Source organism: Sphingopyxis sp. L1A2A (genome assembly GCF_005502465.1).
Taxonomy (GTDB): domain Bacteria; phylum Pseudomonadota; class Alphaproteobacteria; order Sphingomonadales; family Sphingomonadaceae; genus Sphingopyxis.
The window spans coordinates 85,812-103,151 of sequence record NZ_SCOT01000004.1; the positions used below are offsets into that span (position 1 = coordinate 85,812).

At 61.0% G+C, this 17,340-nt stretch carries 16 protein-coding genes; 5 read left to right on the forward strand and 11 right to left on the reverse strand.

The window, feature by feature from the left end:
• Window positions 1–546 precede the first annotated feature (546 nt).
• Both FFS68_RS18090 and FFS68_RS18095 read right to left on the reverse strand, forming a co-directional pair.
• On the reverse strand, window positions 547–774 hold the full coding sequence (locus FFS68_RS18090) for a hypothetical protein (RefSeq protein ID WP_037557622.1): 228 nt from the start codon (window positions 772–774) through the stop codon (window positions 547–549).
• Window positions 771–1,070 carry a MarR family winged helix-turn-helix transcriptional regulator gene (locus FFS68_RS18095; protein WP_037557621.1) on the reverse strand — a complete coding sequence of 100 codons (300 nt, stop codon included), beginning with the start codon at window positions 1,068–1,070 and terminating at the stop codon, window positions 771–773. The genes FFS68_RS18090 and FFS68_RS18095 overlap by 4 nt, the downstream gene beginning before the upstream one ends.
• A 44-nt stretch (window positions 1,071–1,114) precedes the next feature.
• On the opposite strand from FFS68_RS18095, the gene FFS68_RS04190 reads away from it, so the two are divergent.
• Complete coding sequence (locus FFS68_RS04190; RefSeq protein WP_037557620.1) at window positions 1,115–1,990, forward strand: alpha/beta hydrolase; 876 nt, start codon at window positions 1,115–1,117, stop codon at window positions 1,988–1,990.
• The gene (locus FFS68_RS04195) at window positions 1,987–2,400 is read left to right on the forward strand and encodes a hotdog fold thioesterase (RefSeq protein ID WP_037557619.1); all 414 of its coding nucleotides are present in this window, start codon (window positions 1,987–1,989) and stop codon (window positions 2,398–2,400) included. The genes FFS68_RS04190 and FFS68_RS04195 overlap by 4 nt, the downstream gene beginning before the upstream one ends.
• A gap of 389 nt (window positions 2,401–2,789) precedes the next feature.
• Here the strand turns inward: FFS68_RS04195 and FFS68_RS04200 are convergent, their stop codons facing one another.
• The 5 genes from FFS68_RS04200 to FFS68_RS04220 all read right to left on the reverse strand — a co-directional run bounded on the left by FFS68_RS04200 (window position 2,790) and on the right by FFS68_RS04220 (window position 10,014).
• The gene (locus FFS68_RS04200; RefSeq protein WP_058539115.1) at window positions 2,790–4,028 is read right to left on the reverse strand and encodes a serine hydrolase domain-containing protein; all 1,239 of its coding nucleotides are present in this window, start codon (window positions 4,026–4,028) and stop codon (window positions 2,790–2,792) included.
• Window positions 4,029–4,087: 59 nt separating this feature from the next.
• Complete coding sequence (locus FFS68_RS04205) at window positions 4,088–5,635, reverse strand: carboxylesterase family protein (protein ID WP_037557617.1); 1,548 nt, start codon at window positions 5,633–5,635, stop codon at window positions 4,088–4,090.
• Between the two features lie 55 nt (window positions 5,636–5,690).
• Complete coding sequence (locus FFS68_RS04210; protein WP_161786579.1) at window positions 5,691–7,793, reverse strand: TonB-dependent receptor; 2,103 nt, start codon at window positions 7,791–7,793, stop codon at window positions 5,691–5,693.
• A 242-nt stretch (window positions 7,794–8,035) separates the two neighbouring features.
• Entirely contained in the window at window positions 8,036–9,340 is a 1,305-nt protein-coding gene (locus tag FFS68_RS04215) for a hypothetical protein (protein ID WP_037557615.1), read from the reverse strand.
• The gene (locus tag FFS68_RS04220) at window positions 9,337–10,014 is read right to left on the reverse strand and encodes a GntR family transcriptional regulator (RefSeq protein ID WP_197411506.1); all 678 of its coding nucleotides are present in this window, start codon (window positions 10,012–10,014) and stop codon (window positions 9,337–9,339) included. Before FFS68_RS04220 ends, FFS68_RS04215 begins: the two co-directional genes overlap by 4 nt.
• 196 nt (window positions 10,015–10,210) lie before the next feature.
• Here FFS68_RS04220 and FFS68_RS04225 point away from each other — a divergent pair, with 196 nt between their 5' ends.
• The 3 genes from FFS68_RS04225 to FFS68_RS04235 all read left to right on the forward strand — a co-directional run bounded on the left by FFS68_RS04225 (window position 10,211) and on the right by FFS68_RS04235 (window position 13,899).
• Window positions 10,211–11,224 (forward strand): serine hydrolase domain-containing protein, encoded by a 1,014-nt coding sequence (locus FFS68_RS04225; protein WP_037557614.1) that lies wholly within the window; start codon window positions 10,211–10,213, stop codon window positions 11,222–11,224.
• Window positions 11,225–11,701: 477 nt separating this feature from the next.
• Window positions 11,702–13,054: an AMP-binding protein gene (locus tag FFS68_RS04230; RefSeq protein WP_231732773.1), complete on the forward strand. Its 1,353-nt coding sequence runs from the start codon at window positions 11,702–11,704 to the stop codon at window positions 13,052–13,054.
• A 167-nt stretch (window positions 13,055–13,221) separates the two neighbouring features.
• On the forward strand, window positions 13,222–13,899 hold the full coding sequence (locus FFS68_RS04235; protein ID WP_037557613.1) for a TetR/AcrR family transcriptional regulator: 678 nt from the start codon (window positions 13,222–13,224) through the stop codon (window positions 13,897–13,899).
• 59 nt (window positions 13,900–13,958) lie between these two features.
• On the opposite strand, the gene FFS68_RS04240 is transcribed toward FFS68_RS04235, so the two are convergent.
• From FFS68_RS04240 to FFS68_RS04255, 4 genes are read right to left on the reverse strand one after another with little or no spacing between them, the layout of a single operon-like run.
• The gene (locus tag FFS68_RS04240) at window positions 13,959–14,570 is read right to left on the reverse strand and encodes an ABC-type transport auxiliary lipoprotein family protein (RefSeq protein ID WP_058801017.1); all 612 of its coding nucleotides are present in this window, start codon (window positions 14,568–14,570) and stop codon (window positions 13,959–13,961) included.
• Window positions 14,567–15,475 carry an MlaD family protein gene (locus FFS68_RS04245; RefSeq protein WP_037557611.1) on the reverse strand — a complete coding sequence of 303 codons (909 nt, stop codon included), beginning with the start codon at window positions 15,473–15,475 and terminating at the stop codon, window positions 14,567–14,569. Before FFS68_RS04245 ends, FFS68_RS04240 begins: the two co-directional genes overlap by 4 nt.
• Window positions 15,475–16,242 (reverse strand): ATP-binding cassette domain-containing protein, encoded by a 768-nt coding sequence (locus tag FFS68_RS04250; RefSeq protein ID WP_037557610.1) that lies wholly within the window; start codon window positions 16,240–16,242, stop codon window positions 15,475–15,477. Before FFS68_RS04250 ends, FFS68_RS04245 begins: the two co-directional genes overlap by 1 nt.
• Complete coding sequence (locus FFS68_RS04255) at window positions 16,239–17,339, reverse strand: ABC transporter permease (protein ID WP_037557609.1); 1,101 nt, start codon at window positions 17,337–17,339, stop codon at window positions 16,239–16,241. The genes FFS68_RS04250 and FFS68_RS04255 overlap by 4 nt, the downstream gene beginning before the upstream one ends.
• Window position 17,340: the final 1 nt, after the last annotated feature.

Here is a 17,340-nt window from a genome sequence, read left to right on the forward strand (position 1 = left end):
TCCGCCGAAAGGGGAAGCACTAGCTTGTTCGGTACCCGACCGCGTGCGAGCCTCTTCAGGATTGGAAGCGCGTTGGGATAGGCGTCGGCGAATGCCAGAGGCTGACCGTCGGCGCCCAGCCTCACTTCAAAGACCGGCCCGTCGCCACAAGCGCAGCCACCGGCACTCTGTCCTCGCATGAAGCGCTCGGGTTGAGCCATGTCGGTCTCCAAGCAGAGATTCGTTTCCTAGTAGACAACACGTTGCACAAAATGGCTCGTCGGTCAATTGGCGTTGGCATGCGAAGCCAAGAGCGGTCTGCCTCGAGGAAGAGCCCTCACCGCCGAAAGATCGCCGGCTCGGTCGGACGATTTTGCTGACACGACAAGAGGTTAGGTAGGGCTCCCTGCCGCCATATTCGCAATTCGTTAGTCGTCAGTGCTGGCGATTTGGTGCAGAGGGGGCAGAACGGCGGCGGTGCGCCGCCGCAAACGCGAGCGGCGCCAATTGGGGAAATCGGCTTGCTGACGATGAATGGCGTCGGCCATTTCAAATCTTTCAATGCTTCTATCGAGGAGGCATGTCTTCCGATCCGCTTTCGAGATTGCCTGACATTTTCGTCAGCAATGCGCGGACCGCGCGTATTTCAGTCGGTGAAATCATATGGAGCAGCCGCGCGTAGATCATGTCGGCTTCGGCGCGCAGCTGGGGCAGGATTTCGATCGCTCGGGGTAAGAGATGAAGCTCCCAGACGCGCCGGTCGCCCTTGGCAGCGCGCCGTTCCGCGAGCGTCATTCTTTCCAGCTGGTCGACAACATGGCCAACGCTGGCACGCTCCAGTTCGAGCATTTGGCGAGATCGGTCTGGGTAATGCCCGGGGTCCGATAAATATAGACGAGCGCGCGCCACTGGGTTCGGGTCAATCCGAAGCGCGCCATTGAGGCGTCGAACAAGCGGCGAAGTTTGCGTGGCACTTCTTCGATGACAAAGACAAACTCGTCTGAGTCCGTCAGAAGACTTTTCCCGAGAGAAGCATCGCTGGTGCTGCGAAAGTCGACCATCGGCTGAAACTGTAAAGCCACTATCGGCATATGAACATGCTTTACTGTAAGATATGATACAGTATGATGCCTGAATGTATGATCGGACGATCACGCTTGCGGGAAAAGCGGGCCATGCAATCGCGGCGTCGATCGATGGACCGGAACTGGGCTTTCCGGTGATTTTGGCGCACGGCGGCGGCCAGACCCGCCGGGCGTGGAAGTCGGTGACCCGTCAACTCGCGAGCCACGGTTTTCGGACGATCGCCGTCGATATGCGCGGGCACGGCGAGAGCGCTTGGGCCAGTGATGGGGCTTATGACATTTCCGATTTCGCGGCCGATCTCGTTGAGATCGCTGCGGCGATGCGAAGAAAGCCGGCGATGATCGGCGCATCGCTTGGGGGGCTGGCTGGGATCATTGCGGAGGGAAACCGCGCACCGGGGAGTTTTGGATCGCTTACCTTGGTCGACGTCACGCCGCAGATGGAACCGAGCGGCGTTGCCCGCGTGGTCGGTTTCATGGCGGCCCATGCGCGCGAAGGGTTTGCGTCGGTGGAGGAGGCCGCTGAGGTCATTTCCGACTATCTGCCCCATCGGCCTAGCCGGAAGGCCTCGCCTGGGCTCGCCCACTATCTGCGCCGCAAGGACGATGGGCGCTTCTATTGGCATTGGGACCCGACCTTCATCGAAGGAGTTACGCGGCAAGGCGGTGTCTCAAGCGACAATGGCCGCAGCGAACTGAGCGCCGCCGCTGCCAGTTTAGCCTTGCCTGTGCATCTGATCCGCGGTGGGTCGAGCGACCTAGTTTCGCTGGAAGCCGTCAAGCATTTCCGAAGATTGGTCCCGCATATGGCATATAGCGACATCGCGAATGCGACCCATATGGTGGTGGGCGACGAGAATGACGCGTTTGGCAAGTCAATTGTGGAGTTTTTGCTCAGCACCCATGAAATGGAGATGAAGTCATGAACGCCCCACGGGTCGCCCCTGGGCTTGAGGAACTGGGGGAGCTGCTGTTGCTTGCGCCTTTCCACCGCTGGCTCGGGCTCAGGATCGCCGAGGTCGGCACCGACGAGTTGGTGATCTCAATGCCCTGGCGAGACGAAATAATCTCAAATCCGACGGTCGGCGCAGCGCATGGTGGCATTTTATCGGCGCTGATCGATCTTACCGGCCTTTACACGGTCATTGCCATGGGAGGGTCTGCGCGGGCTACGGCAAACTTGCACGTCGATTTTCACCGACCGGCCTTGCCAGGGCTGATGCGGGCGATCGGCAGGCCGGTCAAACTGGGTCGGCAGATAAGCATAGCCGGGACGCGGATTGTGTCTGCAGACGGAACCTTGATAGCGAGTGGTAGAGGTGCTTACGTCGCCTGACCATCGCGCAAGAGTCGTGGCACTTCTCGCAGCCATCGTGCTGGTGCGGTCCTGCCTCGGCGACCTTTTGATCATCGCTGATCGGCTGCGGCGAGTTATCGAGCGGAACTAAGTCTTAGGGCATAGTTGCGGCACCGCGTTTGGCGCTGTCATGCGTCGCGCCGAACGCTCGAGCAAGATGCGCAGGGCGAGATGGTCCGCCTTCGGTTCTACTTGCTCTACTCGCGTTCGTATTGAACCGCTCCATGATCGAGAAAGCGGTCCTTCATGCCCTTCGAAAGCCGGCTGTCAGCACAACCACGCGGTGTCCAGCCCCCTCCGTTGAGCCAGACCGCTACCTCACGGCGCGGCCTGGCCCAGGCACCATAGGCGAAGTTTTGCCGATCGGGTCAGGGCGCCGGAGTGCGGTTCGCAATCGCATCCTCGATCAGATCCTGCATGACCTGCTCGAGCTCGACGCCCTTGCGGTCGCCTCCGCTCGATATTTCGGTCGCGATCAGGGCATAATAGCCGGTCTCGCGATCGATCCAGCCGGTCCAGCCATAGGCGCCGGGCGAAGAGTTGATCTTCGACGTCGCGCACGCCGAGGGCGTGTCGCATTCGACGAAGGAGCCGAGCGCATATTCCCAGTTCACTGTGCTCGCCGGAACGAAAACACGCGGCAGTCCGATCGTGCGCGGCTGCGTGAAGGCCGTCATGTTGGTGATGAAGCTGCCGCCGAGGAACGCGCGCAGCAGTTTCGCATAGTCGCGCGGCGTGGAGAAGGCGCCGCCGGCCACCCACGGATTGGTTGGGACGGTCGCGGGGGGGTGGGGATCGTACCACGTGGTGCTTGACATCCCGAGCGGGATGGTGACGTGCTGCGCAAACAGTTCGTGGAAGTTCCGCTCGCGTGCTGGCGACGTTCCTGGTTCTATGCTTGTATCCTTGGCCTCCAAATACGCCCCTGCGACCTGAATGCCGTGAGGACCGTAGCTATATTGAGCACCAGGCGCATTGCCCGGGCGCAGGATGTCGTAGCGCAGGTCGTGGATGCTCTTGGCGCAGTTATAGAGACCAAAAGTCGGGAGAAGCTGGCAGCCGCCGACGAGCGGGCTCGCATTAAAGCCCGATGTCATCGACAGCGTATGCTTGAGTTTGACATCCTTCTTCGTTCCGCTCGTCGTCCAGAAGGCGAGTGGTGGCCGCATCGGATCGTCGAGCGTGGCAATGCCCGCCTGCACCATGCGCATGCCGAGCGCGCCAGCAAACCATTTGGAAGCCGAGGCGAGCGGTGTCACCCGGTCGATGCCAAAACTGCCCTTGTCGAATTCGAAAAGATAAGTGGGATCGGACGCGTTCCCGACAATGAAATAGCCACTAGCGACTTCGGTGTCAGCGACGATCGCGGCCTTCAGCGCTGTCCAGTCATAGGTGTAACCGCCGACGGTCGTTGTGAGGCTTGCGGTCGCGAGCGCCGACGCAGCGGATGCCGTCGCCTTGGCGGCGGACGGCGCGGGTGGCAGTTGGACCATCGGACGCGTTTCGCCGCCGTCGCTGCTCCCGAAGCCACTTTGCGCCGCAAAAACCGCTACGCCGACCAATGCGGCGCCGGCGGCAAGCCATATCGATTTCCGTCGTCCAGACATTTTATCTCTCCCAGCTTCGTTGCACGTTTCGAAACGGTGGGCCTGTTTGGCCGAGCGGGCTAAGGCCTGGGTTGGCCTGCCGCGAAATGGATTTTCAGCAGGTGGTCGAGTTGCGCCTTGCGAAAACCGGCGACGACGGCTGACCGGGGCGCGAGATGTGCGAGACGGTCGTCAGTCGGCTGGTACCGGGGCCAGTCAGGCACCAGCGCGCAGTCGGGTACGCCATTCTTCGCGAAAGCGACCCAGCAGGCGGACACGCCTTCGCCGAAGCGGCGATCCTCGTCGTCGACGGGGCCGGCGAGCGAAGCGAAATAGCCCAGCGTCCCGAAAATATAGGGAATTTCGGAGCCATGCCCGGCGCCCTTCGCCCGATCGCGGCGCGCTGCTGCAACATAGTCGAAATGATAGAGGTAGGACGGCGCGCCGGCGGACGTCCGCGCCGCGAGCCATCGCGACGGTGCGACGAACCAGGCGTCGCCCAGAATTTGGCGGGCCAGTTCGTCATCGGCGAGCCCGGTGCCATAGGCGGCGCGGCCCGCCGCCTGGTCGGGCCCGAGATAGGTGAGCGCGGCCGCCGGCGGCACGCCCATGGCGAGGATTACGCTGGCTTCGTTGCTGTTAGCGCCGACGAGGAGCGGCACGTCGATCGGCTCACTGCGCGCAAAAACGCGCCATGGCGCTTCGCGCACCAGCTCGCCGTCGAGAATGGGGCCGACCATCGCGCCCGGCGTCCGGACATCGCCGGCCGCGACGAGCGCGTCGGCCGAAAGCGCCCGGAGCGCGTCGATCGTCGCCGAAGGCGGCGCGCCGGCGCGAGCCGCCAATGCCGTGCCTAGCGCTTCCTGCTCGATAAGCGGGCGCGGGTCGAGTAGGCCGACGCCCGACTGTACGATGGCGCGCGCGAACAGGCCCTTGGCTTCGGAGTGGGCGAGGATCGTCGTCACGCCGATTGCCCCCGCGGACTCGCCGAACAAAGTGACCTTCCCCGGATCGCCACCAAAGGCTGCGATATTTTTCTGGACCCAGCGAAGGGCGGCCATCTGGTCCATGAGGCCATAATTGGCGAGCGCCTCGCGACGCGGCTTGGCTGCGCTCAGAGCCGGGTGGGCAAAATAGCCGAGTGCGCCGAGCCGGTAGTTGATCGTGACAAGAATGACCCCTTGCCTTGCGAAGGCTGTACCGTCGAAAGCCGGGAACGTACCCGACCCGATGACATGCGCACCGCCATGGATCCAGACCATGACGGGAAGTTTCCGCGCGCCGGCCGGGCGCCAGATATTGAGCTGTAGGCAGTCTTCGGATTGATCATCCGCTACTCCACCGGCGACGAGCGCAGGCCGCACCATCTGCGGGCAAGCGGGTCCGAACTTCGCGGCATTGCGAATACCCGCCCAGCGCGGCGGAGCCTGCGGCGCGCGCCAGCGGAGCGCGCCTACGGGAGGCGCAGCGAAGGGAATATCGAAAAAACGCTCGACTCCTGCCTCTGCAGCGCCCGTTAGTCGCCCCTGCGCCAGCGTCGCTTGCGGAGGGGCAACCGCCGCCGCGGCGGATGCTGAAGCGAGCAGCGTCGCGGCTCCAGCACATGCTGCCATGACCCATTGCCGCATTTCGCCGTCCCTTTCGTCTCGGCTGGCGGCCGCAGGCCGCGGGCAAGCATATCCCCTAGAAAGAAATGCGGCCCTCGACGCCTATCACCCGGGGTTGGCTGTAACGGTTGATCGTCGGCGCCTGGGCAACATAGTAGAGCTTGTCGAAGAGGTTGTTCGCGAAGGCGCTCACATTGACCTTTCCGAAGTCGACGCCGATGCGAAGATTGACGAGGACATAATTGTCGAGGTCGACCGACGTTGCGGTCAGCTCCTGCTTGCCACCCCATTGTCCGCTGACAAGCACATTGCTCGTCAAGGCAACGTCGCCGGTGACCGGATAGCGAAGATTGAGGTTCGCCGAGGCGAGCCAGTCGGGAACCTGCGCGAGATCGAGACCGTCGTATCGGCCCGTCTTGACCTTGCCGCCCTGCCGCGAGCCGCTGAGCGCGAGGCGGCCGTCGCCTTCTCCAAGGTCGAATCCGTGGCTATATTCTGCCTCGATACCCCAGCTCTTCGCATTACCGGCATTAGTGAGATAGGCGACCGCGGCGACCGGGCAGGCCGCGTTGGTCAGCGCGCATCCATCGTCGACCTGCGCGATCAGATCCTTGAGCTCGGTATAATATCCCGCGATTGCGAAATAGCCGCGCCGCACCGGGCTGCCCTTGATGCCGACCTCATAGGAGGTGCTGCTTTCGTTGCCGAACAGTACCTGTACCGGGCTCGGAGCGCGGGGATCGGACAGGCGCGTGTTGAAACCGCCGGCGCGGTAGCTGCTGCCGACCTTGCCATAGGCGAGAATATTTGGAGTAAGTTTGTACGAAAGCGTCGCATTGTAGGAGAGATTGTCGGCGCTGATGTTGTCGTCGATAATCCGCGATGACCCGCCTGTTGGCAGGCCTGTCGCGAGATCATAGAGCCGCGCGCTGATGCTCCGGCTGTCGCGTGTATAGCGGAGCTCGCCGGTCAAGTTGAGGCTGTCGGTGATATCGAAACCGAGCGAACCATAAGCCGCATAGCTTTCGAAATGGAGCCGGGCGGGGGCGATGTTGCCCGGAGAAGGATTGGCAAGCGTCGGCGTGCGCGTCGTCGTCACGGAGAAATCGCTGTCGAGCAGCAGCATCTCGGCGCCCACGAGCCAGGTCAGACGGTCGCTCGCGCCCGTCACATGGATGTCCTGCGAGAAATTGTCGGTGGTGTCGACGACATAGGAGGCGCCGCTCGGGTCGAGCGGGGTTAGCGCCCCGATCTGACCTGCAGCGCGCGCGCGCGCAAGTTCGGCCGGGCTCACCGCGTCATTGTCAAGGTCATATTCCGAGTGGCGCTTGCGAAAGGATGTTGTCGAGGTGAGGTCGGCGCCGCCCAAGTCCACGCGGATAATCGCCTGCAGTCCATCGACATCCTGGCTGGCACGGGGCGCCGTGTTCCAGGGATAGCGGAAGCGATCCTGGGTATATCCCCCCGGGAAGCCTGGCGTGCCGGCGGGGATGGAAATCTGATAATGAACCGCCGGGGTCGTCAGCCGCTGGGTCTCGGCCATGATGATCGCGTCGACGGGTCCGCGTTTGAGACGGATCTGGCCGCGCAGACCATGACCCTTCTGTTGGTCGAAATAGACGTCGTTGTCCGGATTGTAGAAGAAGCCCTTGTCCTGCTCGACGAGATCGCCGCTGAGACGGATCGCAAGACCTTCGGCAAGCGGAACATTGATCGCGCCTTGCGTCTGGAAGCTGTTATTCTCGAAGCCGTAGCGCGCACTCGCCCAGCCTGAGAGATCGAATTCGGGCTCGGCCGAAATGATATTGATCGCGCCGCCGACCGCGTTGCGGCCATAGAGTGCGCCCTGTGTCCCCCGCAGCACCTCGACCCGGCCGATATCGAGGAGATCGAGGCGGGTGAAGTTTCGCCCGCCCACGGGACCACCGGCGATATAGGCACCGTTGCGATACAGGCCGACGCTGGGATCGCCATTGGTCGCGCGCGCGGTCGACGAGGCGCGGATCGAAATCTCGGAAGTGATCGATGAGCTGAGATTGTTGAACCTGACGCTCGGCTGGTCTGCTAGCAATTCGCCGCTGCCGCTTGCGCCGCCGCGATCGGTGAGTGAGGTGATATCGATGACAGAAGCGGCTGTAGGAACGTCGGCGAGCCGCTCCTCGCGGCGCCGCGCCGTCACGACGATCGCGCCGTCATCGTTCGCTTCCGCCGCGTCCGGAAGAGCTTCGGGCGGTCTGTCTTGCGCGAAAGCAGGCGGAGCGACGGCTACCCAAATTGCGGCCGTGCAGAAAAGAAGGTTCGCCCTGCGTCCCATGGTCACTCTCCCCATTTTGTTATCGCAATTATTATCGATAATTTTGTGCAGAAAACGCGAGCGAGTCAAGCCGGAAAGCGCAATGTCATTGCACGTGGGTCACGGGTTTAGGAGACGACGGCGCTCAGCAGGTCGCGGACGCCCCGCGCCGTAGCGGCAAGCGGGTCAGGTGTGACGGTAGATAAATCGTCGGTCACAGCGTGGTGATGACGGTGTGCGCCAAAGATGCCAGCATGACGTGTGTAGCCGGCCTTTATCACTTCCGAGAGTTCGCCCGCTGTGCCTTCCGCCGAAGGATAGGCCATTTCCAACCCTGGCTGGCCTTTGAATATCTCGCGCGCACGCGCAACGAATTCGGGCGATGTCATGAGAAAACGATAGGGATCGGCACTCGGCAGCGGCAGCAAGCGCCCCGGCATTTCCTGATAGTCACGTGCTGCGGCATTGGCGCCGAGATGCAACCAGAAAGCCGTCTCGCTGGGGGCTGGACCAAACTTGTCGGCGATATGGCTCGCACCGAGATTCTCATATTCATGCCCGCTGTTGCACAGAAAGAGCAGGCTGTGCTGGGGAAACGCTCGGGGCATCCAGTCGGCGAGCGCGAGCCACATCGCGATGCCCGGCCCCCGCTCGCCGGCGCAATCGGTCCAGCCTGAACGCGGCGTCGAGACGACGAGCCAAGGGCGGCCGGAGCGAACGAGTCGCCCGATTATATTCTGAGCTGCCCGAGCCCCACCGCGCCCGCGCAGCGCTAATTTCGCCGCGGCACCGTGGCGCGCGGCTTCAATCACCGGGGCGGCGAGTCGCGGCGCGAGCAAGGCAAGTGGCTTTTCCGATACGGGATGACCGGCCGGGACATTGAGGAGCAAGGCCTCGCCCGTCGGCCCGGTCGTAATGAGAATGACCCCGCTCGCACCGCGCGCAAGCGCATCGGCGAGCGGCTCGCGCGCTGCACGATCTACGAGGCTCGACCAGCGGCGGAAAGGCAGGCGCACTACGGCGATCGCGCCGTCGAGGCGTTCAGGAATTTCTGCGAGGCGCAGCGGCGCAGCGAGTCCAGCCTCGCCGGTTTCGATGGCGAGCGGTTGTGCGACGAGCGGTATCGTGATGTCGCCGAGCCTGAGGTCGCAGCGCGAGGCCTCGAACCAAGGCACGTCAAACGTCTGGCGTTCGACTTCGAATCCGGCACTGGACAGCCGCTTCGCTGTCCAGTCGGCGGTCCAACGATCGCCCTCGCCGCCCGACTGCTTGTTGCCGGCCTCGGTATAGCTTTGGACGTCGGTGAAGAGGCGTTCGGAGCCGAACATGGTCAAATCCCGAGATACAGCGGCAGCGGAGTTAACCTGCAATGCGATCGGCGCCGCGAGGCCCGCCTTAAGCAACGTGCGGCGGTCGGTCGGGAGGCGGCTCATGTCACTTTTGCGCGGCGGCGGCTGGGCTTAGTCTTTGCGTGCCGGGCCTTATATTCCTCGAGTGCGCGCCCGAAACTATTCTGAGTAACGCCGATCAGATCGCGCGCCACCGCATCGGCGGCATCGCCATCGCGCGTGACGATATGGCGGCAAAGCGCGTCGTAGAGGATGGCCGATCGCTTCGCGGCGTCATTGCCATGCGTCTCGATATAGCTGTCGGTATAGACATTGTGCTGCCAGCGCGCGAGCAGCGCGACCCGGTCGAGGAGCTCCAGCGCGAGCGGCGCATTGCTCCGCTTGGCGATGAAGCGGCCGATGCGGTTCGAGACTTTGATATGCTCGAACGTATTTTCGGTGCGCTGGGTGACATCCTTATATTCGACCAGACGGTGCATCAGTTCGCGCCCGTCGCGATCCGTCATCTCGACCGCAGCCAGGCGGCAAACTACACCGAACAGGGATTTCCACAGCTCATAGACCTCGTTCGCGGCATGCTCGTCGATATCGATCACATAGGTTCCGCGCCACGGGACCACCTTCACGAGACCGATCCGCGCAAGATGACGGAATGCTTCGCGCACGGGCGCATGGCTCACCCCGAAGCGCGCGGCGATTTCGCGCTCGCGCAGCCACGATCCCGGCTGGATGCGCCATTCGACGATGTCGTCAGTCAAGAGACGCGCAATGACGCGGTCTTGAGTCGGTGCACTGTCGTCTTCGGTCTTCGTCGCGCCCATTTCTCTCCGTTCGGCTTTCCCTGCTACCGGCACCATCCTAATCGGACAGTGCACGCGAGCAATCGATGATTGCGAATGAAATTATTATCGATAATATCGAGAATGACAAGCACCAGAAAATGGGAGTCGGAACTTGAAGCGCACCATCCTCTTTTTCGCAGCAGCCGTTGCGGCACAGCCGGCCACGGCAGGCGAACCCGCTCCTCTTCCCGGCTGTGCCGCGGCGATCGCCTATTCCGAGGCAAACTCTGGCGTGGCGCTGCTGATCCTTGAGGATGGCGAGGTTCGATGCCGTTCTGCAGATATTGCGACACCGCAGGAACTCTGGTCGGGCACCAAGAGTCTTGTCGGGCTGATGGCGGCGGCGGCCGTACAGGACGGGCTTTTGACGCTCGACGAGCGGGCATCAGAGACGCTCGCTGAGTGGAAGGGCGACGCCGAAAAGGAACAGATCACGCTTCGCCAACTGCTGTCGATGACAGGTGGTCAGGCCTCAACCGTCGGGAGACCCCAAGGGTATTTGGACTCGGTCAAGGCACCGCTCGCGGCGGCACCGGGCGGGAAATTCCAGTATGGCCCTGCTCCGATGCAAGTCGTCGGCGAAATCATGCGCCGAAAGCTCGTCGCCAAAGGCGAGGACGGCAACCCTCGCCATTATATCGAGCGTCGCATTCTAATGCCGCTAGGCGTAACGGTCGGCGATTGGCGCAGCGGCCCCGATGGCGCACCGCTCATGCCGCAGGGCCTAGTGCTGGCCGCATCCGAGTGGGCGAAGATCGGCGAGTTCGTCCGCGGGGGCGGAAAGCTCGAAGGCAGGCCACTTGTCGACGAAGCGACATTCGGCGAGATGTTCCAGGGTAGCCAGGTCAATCCTGCCTACGGTCTCACTTGGTGGCTACCCCGTAGCACGCCGGCTGTCGATATTGTTACTCGGTCCACCGATATCACCAGTCATGCCGCCGAACTACCGGCGGATATGGTCGTCGCCGCCGGCGCGGGCGATCAACGCCTCTATATCATTCCGTCGCTTCGGCTTACGATCGTGAGGCAGGCGAAACTCGACATTGCCGCCTTAGCGGCGGGGAAAAAAGGTGATTGGTCCGATTGGCGGTTCCTGTCGCTGTTGCTGAAACCAGCGAGTGAATAATTTGAAACGCGGGCGAGAACATCTCGGGGGCGATCGAACCTAAGCCGTGCCGCTGCAATATGATCATTGAGAATTGCTGGCTGAATGCAATCGCGGCCCGTGGAGTTTGCCCATGGGCCAGCATGATGACGGTCATTGACAGCCAGCGCGGCGATCGGAACCGAGAGGCGGAACCGTGCGCGCGACGGCGCAGTGGGGCGAAGAAGGATGCAGCATGTTGCGGGGATTGATGCAGGACGCGCCGCTGCTGATCAGCGGAATATTGGAATATGCAGCGCGCGCGCACGGCAAGAGGGAGATCGTCTCGAAGGCTGTCGTGGAGCCGGTTTGGCGGTATGACTGGCACCGCTGCGATCAGCGTGCGCGTCAGGCTGCGCAGGCCCTTGGCGTCCTCGGGATTGCGACGGGCGACGGCGTCTCCTCGCTCGCCTGGAACACTCCCACCGCCACCTCGAACTCTTCTATGCGGCGCCGGGCATGGGCGCCGTATTGCACACCGCCAACCCGCGTCTCAGCGACAAGCAGATCGCCTTCACTATCGCTCATGCAGGGAGCCGCATTCTCTTCTTCGAGCCCAATCTAGCCGAGCTCGTCGCACGGCTGCGTCCTCTCCTTCCGGGTATCGAGCGCTATGTCCTTCTCGCGGAGCGCGGAACGATCGCGCCAGATGTTGCCGACACGTTGAACTACGAAGCGTTGCTGGCAAGCGAGGACGGAGCCCTCACCTGGATGAGCTTCGATGAAAAGGCAGCCGCATTTCTTTGCTACACTTCGGGGACGACGGGCGACCCCAAGGGCGTCCTATACAGCCACCGCTCAATCGTTCTTCACGGGATGGCGGCCGGTCTAAGCAGTGCCTTCGGGTTCAGCGCTTTTGATGTCATCATGCCCTGCTCGTCCATGTATCATGCAACGGCATGGGGACTTCCCTTCACGGCAGCGATCAACGGCTGCAAGCTAGTGCTTCCTTGTGACAGGATGGACGGTGCCAGTCTTGCCGACCTGATCAACGAAGAGGGCGTCACCTTTTCGGGTGGTGTGCCGACGATCTGGACCTTGTACCTCGCTCATCTCGACACTACGGGGACGGGGGTCGGCAATCTCAAGCGCCTCGTGATTGGGGGCTCGGCCGTCCCCCGGGCGATGGCCGAGACATTCCGAGCCAAATATGGTGTCACTGTGCTGCAGCTCTGGGGCATGACCGAAACCAATCCGCTCGGCGTGATTTCGACGCCCTCCCCGCTCCTGATGGCCGAAGGCGAGGATTTCGCGAACGACCTCCCGCTGACGAAGCAGGGTCGCATGCAATTTGGCATCGAACTGCGCATTATCGACGGCGATGGCACGCCGCTCCCCTGGGACGGTGAGCAGGCGGGTGCGCTCCAGGTCCGCGGACCGTGGGTCGTCGATCGCTATTTCCCCGATATTGAGGGCGCCGGGAGCGATGGCTGGTACGACACCGGGGACATCGGTACGATCGATCGCTTCGGCTTTCTCCGGCTGACCGACCGCGAGAAAGATGTGATCAAGTCCGGGGGCGAATGGATCAGCTCGATTGATATCGAGAATGCGGCGGTTGGGTACCCCGGCGTCCGGGTCCCGGCGGTCGTTGGCGTATATCATCCAAAATGGGAAGAGCGCCCCCTTCTCGTGATCGAAACGCATGAAGGTCAAGCCGTCACAGCCGACGCAATTCGCGCGCATCTGGAGACGAAGGTTGTTCGTTGGTGGCTGCCGGACGACATCCTGTTCGCGACAGTACCGCTCACTGCAACGGGAAAGATCGACAAAAAGGCCTTACGCGAAGCGTATCGTAACCAACTCGCCTAGATGAGATCACACTGCGTCCATTCCGTGCGAATGGCAGCGATCCTTTCAGGCGGGATAATTTCAGCGGGCCTCGTGAGTCTTGCATAAGCCCGGGCAATCTCGGTCGGGCTGTCCAAGGCAAAGCGCTCTACGCTTGCAGCGCGGTCAAGGTATGGCCAAGATGAGGCATGGCGTCGACCCAAAAAACCAAAGAACCAGCTTCCGGACGAACAGGGAGGCCCACTCGACAAGCCTCGCAAGCACTTTCGAGGAAAATTCTCCGTGTCGCCCGCGATGTCTTCTTTGCCGACGGATTCGGTCGTTCAACGGCTGAACGGATTGCTGCAAAAGCAGGCATCTCCAAGCGCACGTTGTACGCCCGTTACGGGGACAAAAAGCTGCTTTTCGAAGCGGCAATACTCATGGAAATCGAGGATCGGCTCTCCTTCCTTGAACAGCACGTTCCCGAACATGGCGACGTTCGGCTCGAGCTTGAAGAGCTGTCCGATGAACTGCTATCCTGGATGCTTACCGACATTCACGTCGCGTTGGAACGCGTTGTAATGGCTGAGGCTGCACGTTTTCCCGCTTTAGCGCGAAACCTTTACGAATTCGGCGTAGGACGCACGACGAGATTGGTGGCAGAGGTCTTGCGCAAAGCCGAGGAGAGGGGAGAAATCAGGGTGTCAGACGCGAATTTTGCTGCGGAGCAGTTTATCTCCAGCGTCATTTTGTCACCTTTTCGTCGGGCCGCTCTTGGAGTGGGAGTGACCAGTCACAATGAAACCTCTTCAGCCCGAATGAGGCAAGCTGTCGATCTATTTGTGTACGGCTGCCGCCCCTCCCTGAAGGGGAGCCACCCATAACATTCCCGCTTCATCTTGGGCTGGGCCGTTGTCCCGACTAAGTTTCCATTGGCTTCACGCTAGTTGATCGCCGCAGCCGTCCAACTCGCGATTTCGTCGGCCATTTCAAGGCTCGCGCGATCAAAGGCTTCGACGATACTCGAAACGCTATTTGCACTTGCTGACCTATCAAGGACGATGCGCGTGACTGCCAGTGGTTCCGATTCTTTGGATCGGCTTAGTTCCACTTGCGCGGCGATGCGAATGATCGGGGCCGCGTCGGGCCCCTGGTCGTAATAGGCTGCAAAAGAAGAAAGCCGTGCGGATAGGACGTAATGATCGGAAGCAACGCTCTGGACAGGGATATATGCGTGATCGATTTTGCGCGCTACGCTTCCGGCAATAGCCTCGCGGATCATCTCGGGCGCAGGCCTCATCCACCGTGCTTTGGCCAGATACGTGACTTCGCGATTCTCGATCGTGAGGATCCTGTCTCCATCGGCCCCAGGCGGAAGCGTCGGTCGCGTAATATACACCGGAATCCACTGTCGTGCAATTTCACGCTCCGGTACGGGCGTGCTACTGATCCGGTACAACGTCGATTTGCCGCCAGTTCCCAGAATATTCCCGCAACCAGAAAGGCAAATTAGCGCGCCCATCAGCAAAAACATTCTTGCAGAGATCGTTTTCATTGGGGGAGCTTCCTTTCACGAGGGGTCCGTCGTAGCTGGCCGGCGAGCTGCTCGATTTCCTGCGCCGCGCTATCGAGCGATTTCAAAGTTGCAGCAATCCCGGAGCCGTCGGGCGCCGCCAATCCACTCGCGGCGTCATCAAGCCTGTGAATGACCACCCTCGCCTCGGCGATCCCCTCTCGAAGATCTCGAGCGGCTGCCGAGACATCGGCAAACGTCTTGCGACCGTCGCCATCGATCGCCGTGCGCGCCGATGCGGCCGCGGCCTCGATATCGGCCGCCGCCCGGTCCAGGCGTGCAAACGCTTGTTCAGCCTTGCTGAACATTCCGCGACTAGATCGCAATTCCGCCGTGGTAGCTGTTACATTCGCAATAGCAGCCGAAACATTTTCGATATTCTCGTCGGACAAGGTCCGGTTGACCCTTTCCAGGGCCTGCGAAGCATCCGCCAACAATGCGCCACCTCCATCCATCAGGGATTGTAGCGAACTTTTTTCCGCCTTAATCACTGGGAGCGCTTCCTTGGAAACCTCCTTCAACAACGGCTTAGAGGGCGTCCCCGCACTGATCTGGATGTAGCTTCCGCCGGTTATGCCTTGCGACTCCGTCGCGGCGGTAGAATCGACGCGCACAGGCGTATCCTCGCGCAGGCGCACTCCTGCAAGCACCCTGTTTGGATTTCTGGGATCAAGACTAATACGCGTGATTTCTCCCACCGGAATTCCGTTGAACTGCACCTCGCCTCCCTCGCTCAGCCCGCGGACAGGACCATCGAAAATGATCCGATACTCGTCGAAATCACGCGCGAATTGGGATTGACCGAGCCAGAGGATGAAGCCGAAAGCCGCCGCTAGCAGAGCCAGCGTCAGGCCCCCAATCAGACCGTAGTTCGCGTCGCGTTCCATTAGCGGTTCCTTTCCTTGGCGCGCTCCGCCCGCCCTCCCAAAAACGCCCTGATCCAAGGATGGTCAGACCTCTCAAGTTCCGCGATTGGCGAAACCTCGACAATTTTCTGATCCGCAACCACGGCCACGCGGTCGCTGATGGAATACAGGCTGTCGAGATCATGGGTCACCATCACGACAGTAAGCCCCAGCGTGTCGCTCAGCGTCCGTATCAGCTGGTCAAATTCCGCGGCTGCGATCGGGTCGAGGCCCGAAGTGGGTTCGTCAAGGAACAGCAATTCTGGATCGAGCGCCAAGGCCCTCGCTACGCTTACACGTTTTCGCATTCCGCCTGAAAGTTCAGCGGGCATTTGCCGGCCCACCTCGGCATCGAGTCCGACAAGGCCGATTTTCATCAGAGCCACGGCCTCGAGCCACGGCTCTCTAAGACGGGTATGTTCGATGAGAGGAGCCTCGACATTTTCTTGCACACTAAGAGAAGAAAAAAGCGCGCCATTTTGAAACATGACGCCAATTCGGTGATTAATTTCCGTACGATCAAAGCGACTCCCAATTTTTTTCTGAAAGATTTCGATTGTCCCATGGCTAGGCGCAATCAGGCCCAAAATGGTGTTCATCAGGACGGATTTTCCACTACCGGACCCTCCGACGACACCAAGAATCTCGCCACGATGGACTTCTAGGTTCAAATCCTGGTGGATAATGTGATCGCCAAATCGGGTTTTAAGATTCTCCACCCGAATAACGACGTCCGGATCGCAAATCATATTTCGAGCACGTTGAAGAGAATTGCAAAGGCGGCATCCAGAAGGATGATTGCGAATAGCGCTTGGACAACGGCGACGGTCACCCGCCCGCCCAGATCCTCAACATCTCCGCGTACCGAAAGGCCGTGGCGACATCCGGCAAGCGCAATCACAATGGCCAGCACCGGTACTTTTGCCATTCCAACCCAGAAGTGTCGGATATCGACCGCAGCCGAGAGTCGTTCGGCGAAATATGTCGGGCTCACGTCGAGTATGCCCCAGCTGACGACAAGCCCGCCGGCCAACCCAGCCAGCATGGCAACAATCGCCAGGAGGGGCATAATTACAAGCAATGCCAATACGCGTGGCACAACCAGCGCGTCGAACAGGTCGATGCCCATCACCTTCATTGCCTGCGTCTCTTGATTCATTCGCATTGCGCCGATCTGGGCCGCGAAAGTGGAAGCGGACCGACCGGCAAGTAGTATCGCGGGAATGAGGACGCCGAACTCGCGGAGGACGGATATGCCAACCAGTTCGACGACCAGTTCCGATGCACCCAATGTCTTGAGCAGATCGCTTCCTATGAGAGCCACTACTGCGCCGATAAAGAATGTCATGATCGCTATGAGTGGCAGCGCATCGAAGCCGGCCTTCTGAATTGACGACGCCAGTGCGATCAGTCGCATCCTTTTGGGATGTGCAAGAGATTTCATGAGCGCCACCTCAAGTTGCCCGAGAAATCGAGCGCTTGCGCCGATTTCCTGGACAGCTCGATAAACTTTTTGGCCAAGACGCACGTGAAATGGGGGAGTTTTGATAGACGGGACATCGCGGTCGGCCATGGCCGAGCCCACCAGCGCGAACAGATCAGCAAGATTGGCGGGCAGGTCTGCGGTAAATGCCGCATTGGGTGCGAGAGTCAGGATGGCGAGCGCGCCTGCGCTGTCTATCCTTCCCAGGTTTCCGAAGTCGCTTGAGAAGGAGAGGTTCGAGGGACTCAGAACATGCCCGGAAAGGCCTGCGATCGAAATCGCTGTCCAGTCACCTTCAACGACCAACGTTGAAATGCCATCTCCTTCGCGAACGAAGATGTTCGGTGCTGTGCGCGCATTCATC

Bases quoted from the DNA above. Each gene is read 5' to 3' on its own strand.
- FFS68_RS18090 (WP_037557622.1), bottom strand. From the start codon at position 774: ATGACGCTCGCGGAACGGCGCGCTGCCAAGGGCGACCGGCGCGTCTGG.
- FFS68_RS18095 (WP_037557621.1), bottom strand. From the start codon at position 1,070: ATGCCGATAGTGGCTTTACAGTTTCAGCCGATGGTCGACTTTCGCAGC.
- FFS68_RS04190 (WP_037557620.1), top strand. From the start codon at position 1,115: ATGTATGATCGGACGATCACGCTTGCGGGAAAAGCGGGCCATGCAATC.
- FFS68_RS04195 (WP_037557619.1), top strand. From the start codon at position 1,987: ATGAACGCCCCACGGGTCGCCCCTGGGCTTGAGGAACTGGGGGAGCTG.
- FFS68_RS04200 (WP_058539115.1), bottom strand. From the start codon at position 4,028: ATGTCTGGACGACGGAAATCGATATGGCTTGCCGCCGGCGCCGCATTG.
- FFS68_RS04205 (WP_037557617.1), bottom strand. From the start codon at position 5,635: ATGCGGCAATGGGTCATGGCAGCATGTGCTGGAGCCGCGACGCTGCTC.
- FFS68_RS04215 (WP_037557615.1), bottom strand. From the start codon at position 9,340: ATGAGCCGCCTCCCGACCGACCGCCGCACGTTGCTTAAGGCGGGCCTC.
- FFS68_RS04230 (WP_231732773.1), top strand. From the start codon at position 11,702: ATGGGCGCCGTATTGCACACCGCCAACCCGCGTCTCAGCGACAAGCAG.
- FFS68_RS04235 (WP_037557613.1), top strand. From the start codon at position 13,222: ATGGCGTCGACCCAAAAAACCAAAGAACCAGCTTCCGGACGAACAGGG.
- FFS68_RS04240 (WP_058801017.1), bottom strand. From the start codon at position 14,570: ATGAAAACGATCTCTGCAAGAATGTTTTTGCTGATGGGCGCGCTAATT.
- FFS68_RS04245 (WP_037557611.1), bottom strand. From the start codon at position 15,475: ATGGAACGCGACGCGAACTACGGTCTGATTGGGGGCCTGACGCTGGCT.
- FFS68_RS04250 (WP_037557610.1), bottom strand. From the start codon at position 16,242: ATGATTTGCGATCCGGACGTCGTTATTCGGGTGGAGAATCTTAAAACC.
- FFS68_RS04255 (WP_037557609.1), bottom strand. From the start codon at position 17,339: ATGAATGCGCGCACAGCACCGAACATCTTCGTTCGCGAAGGAGATGGC.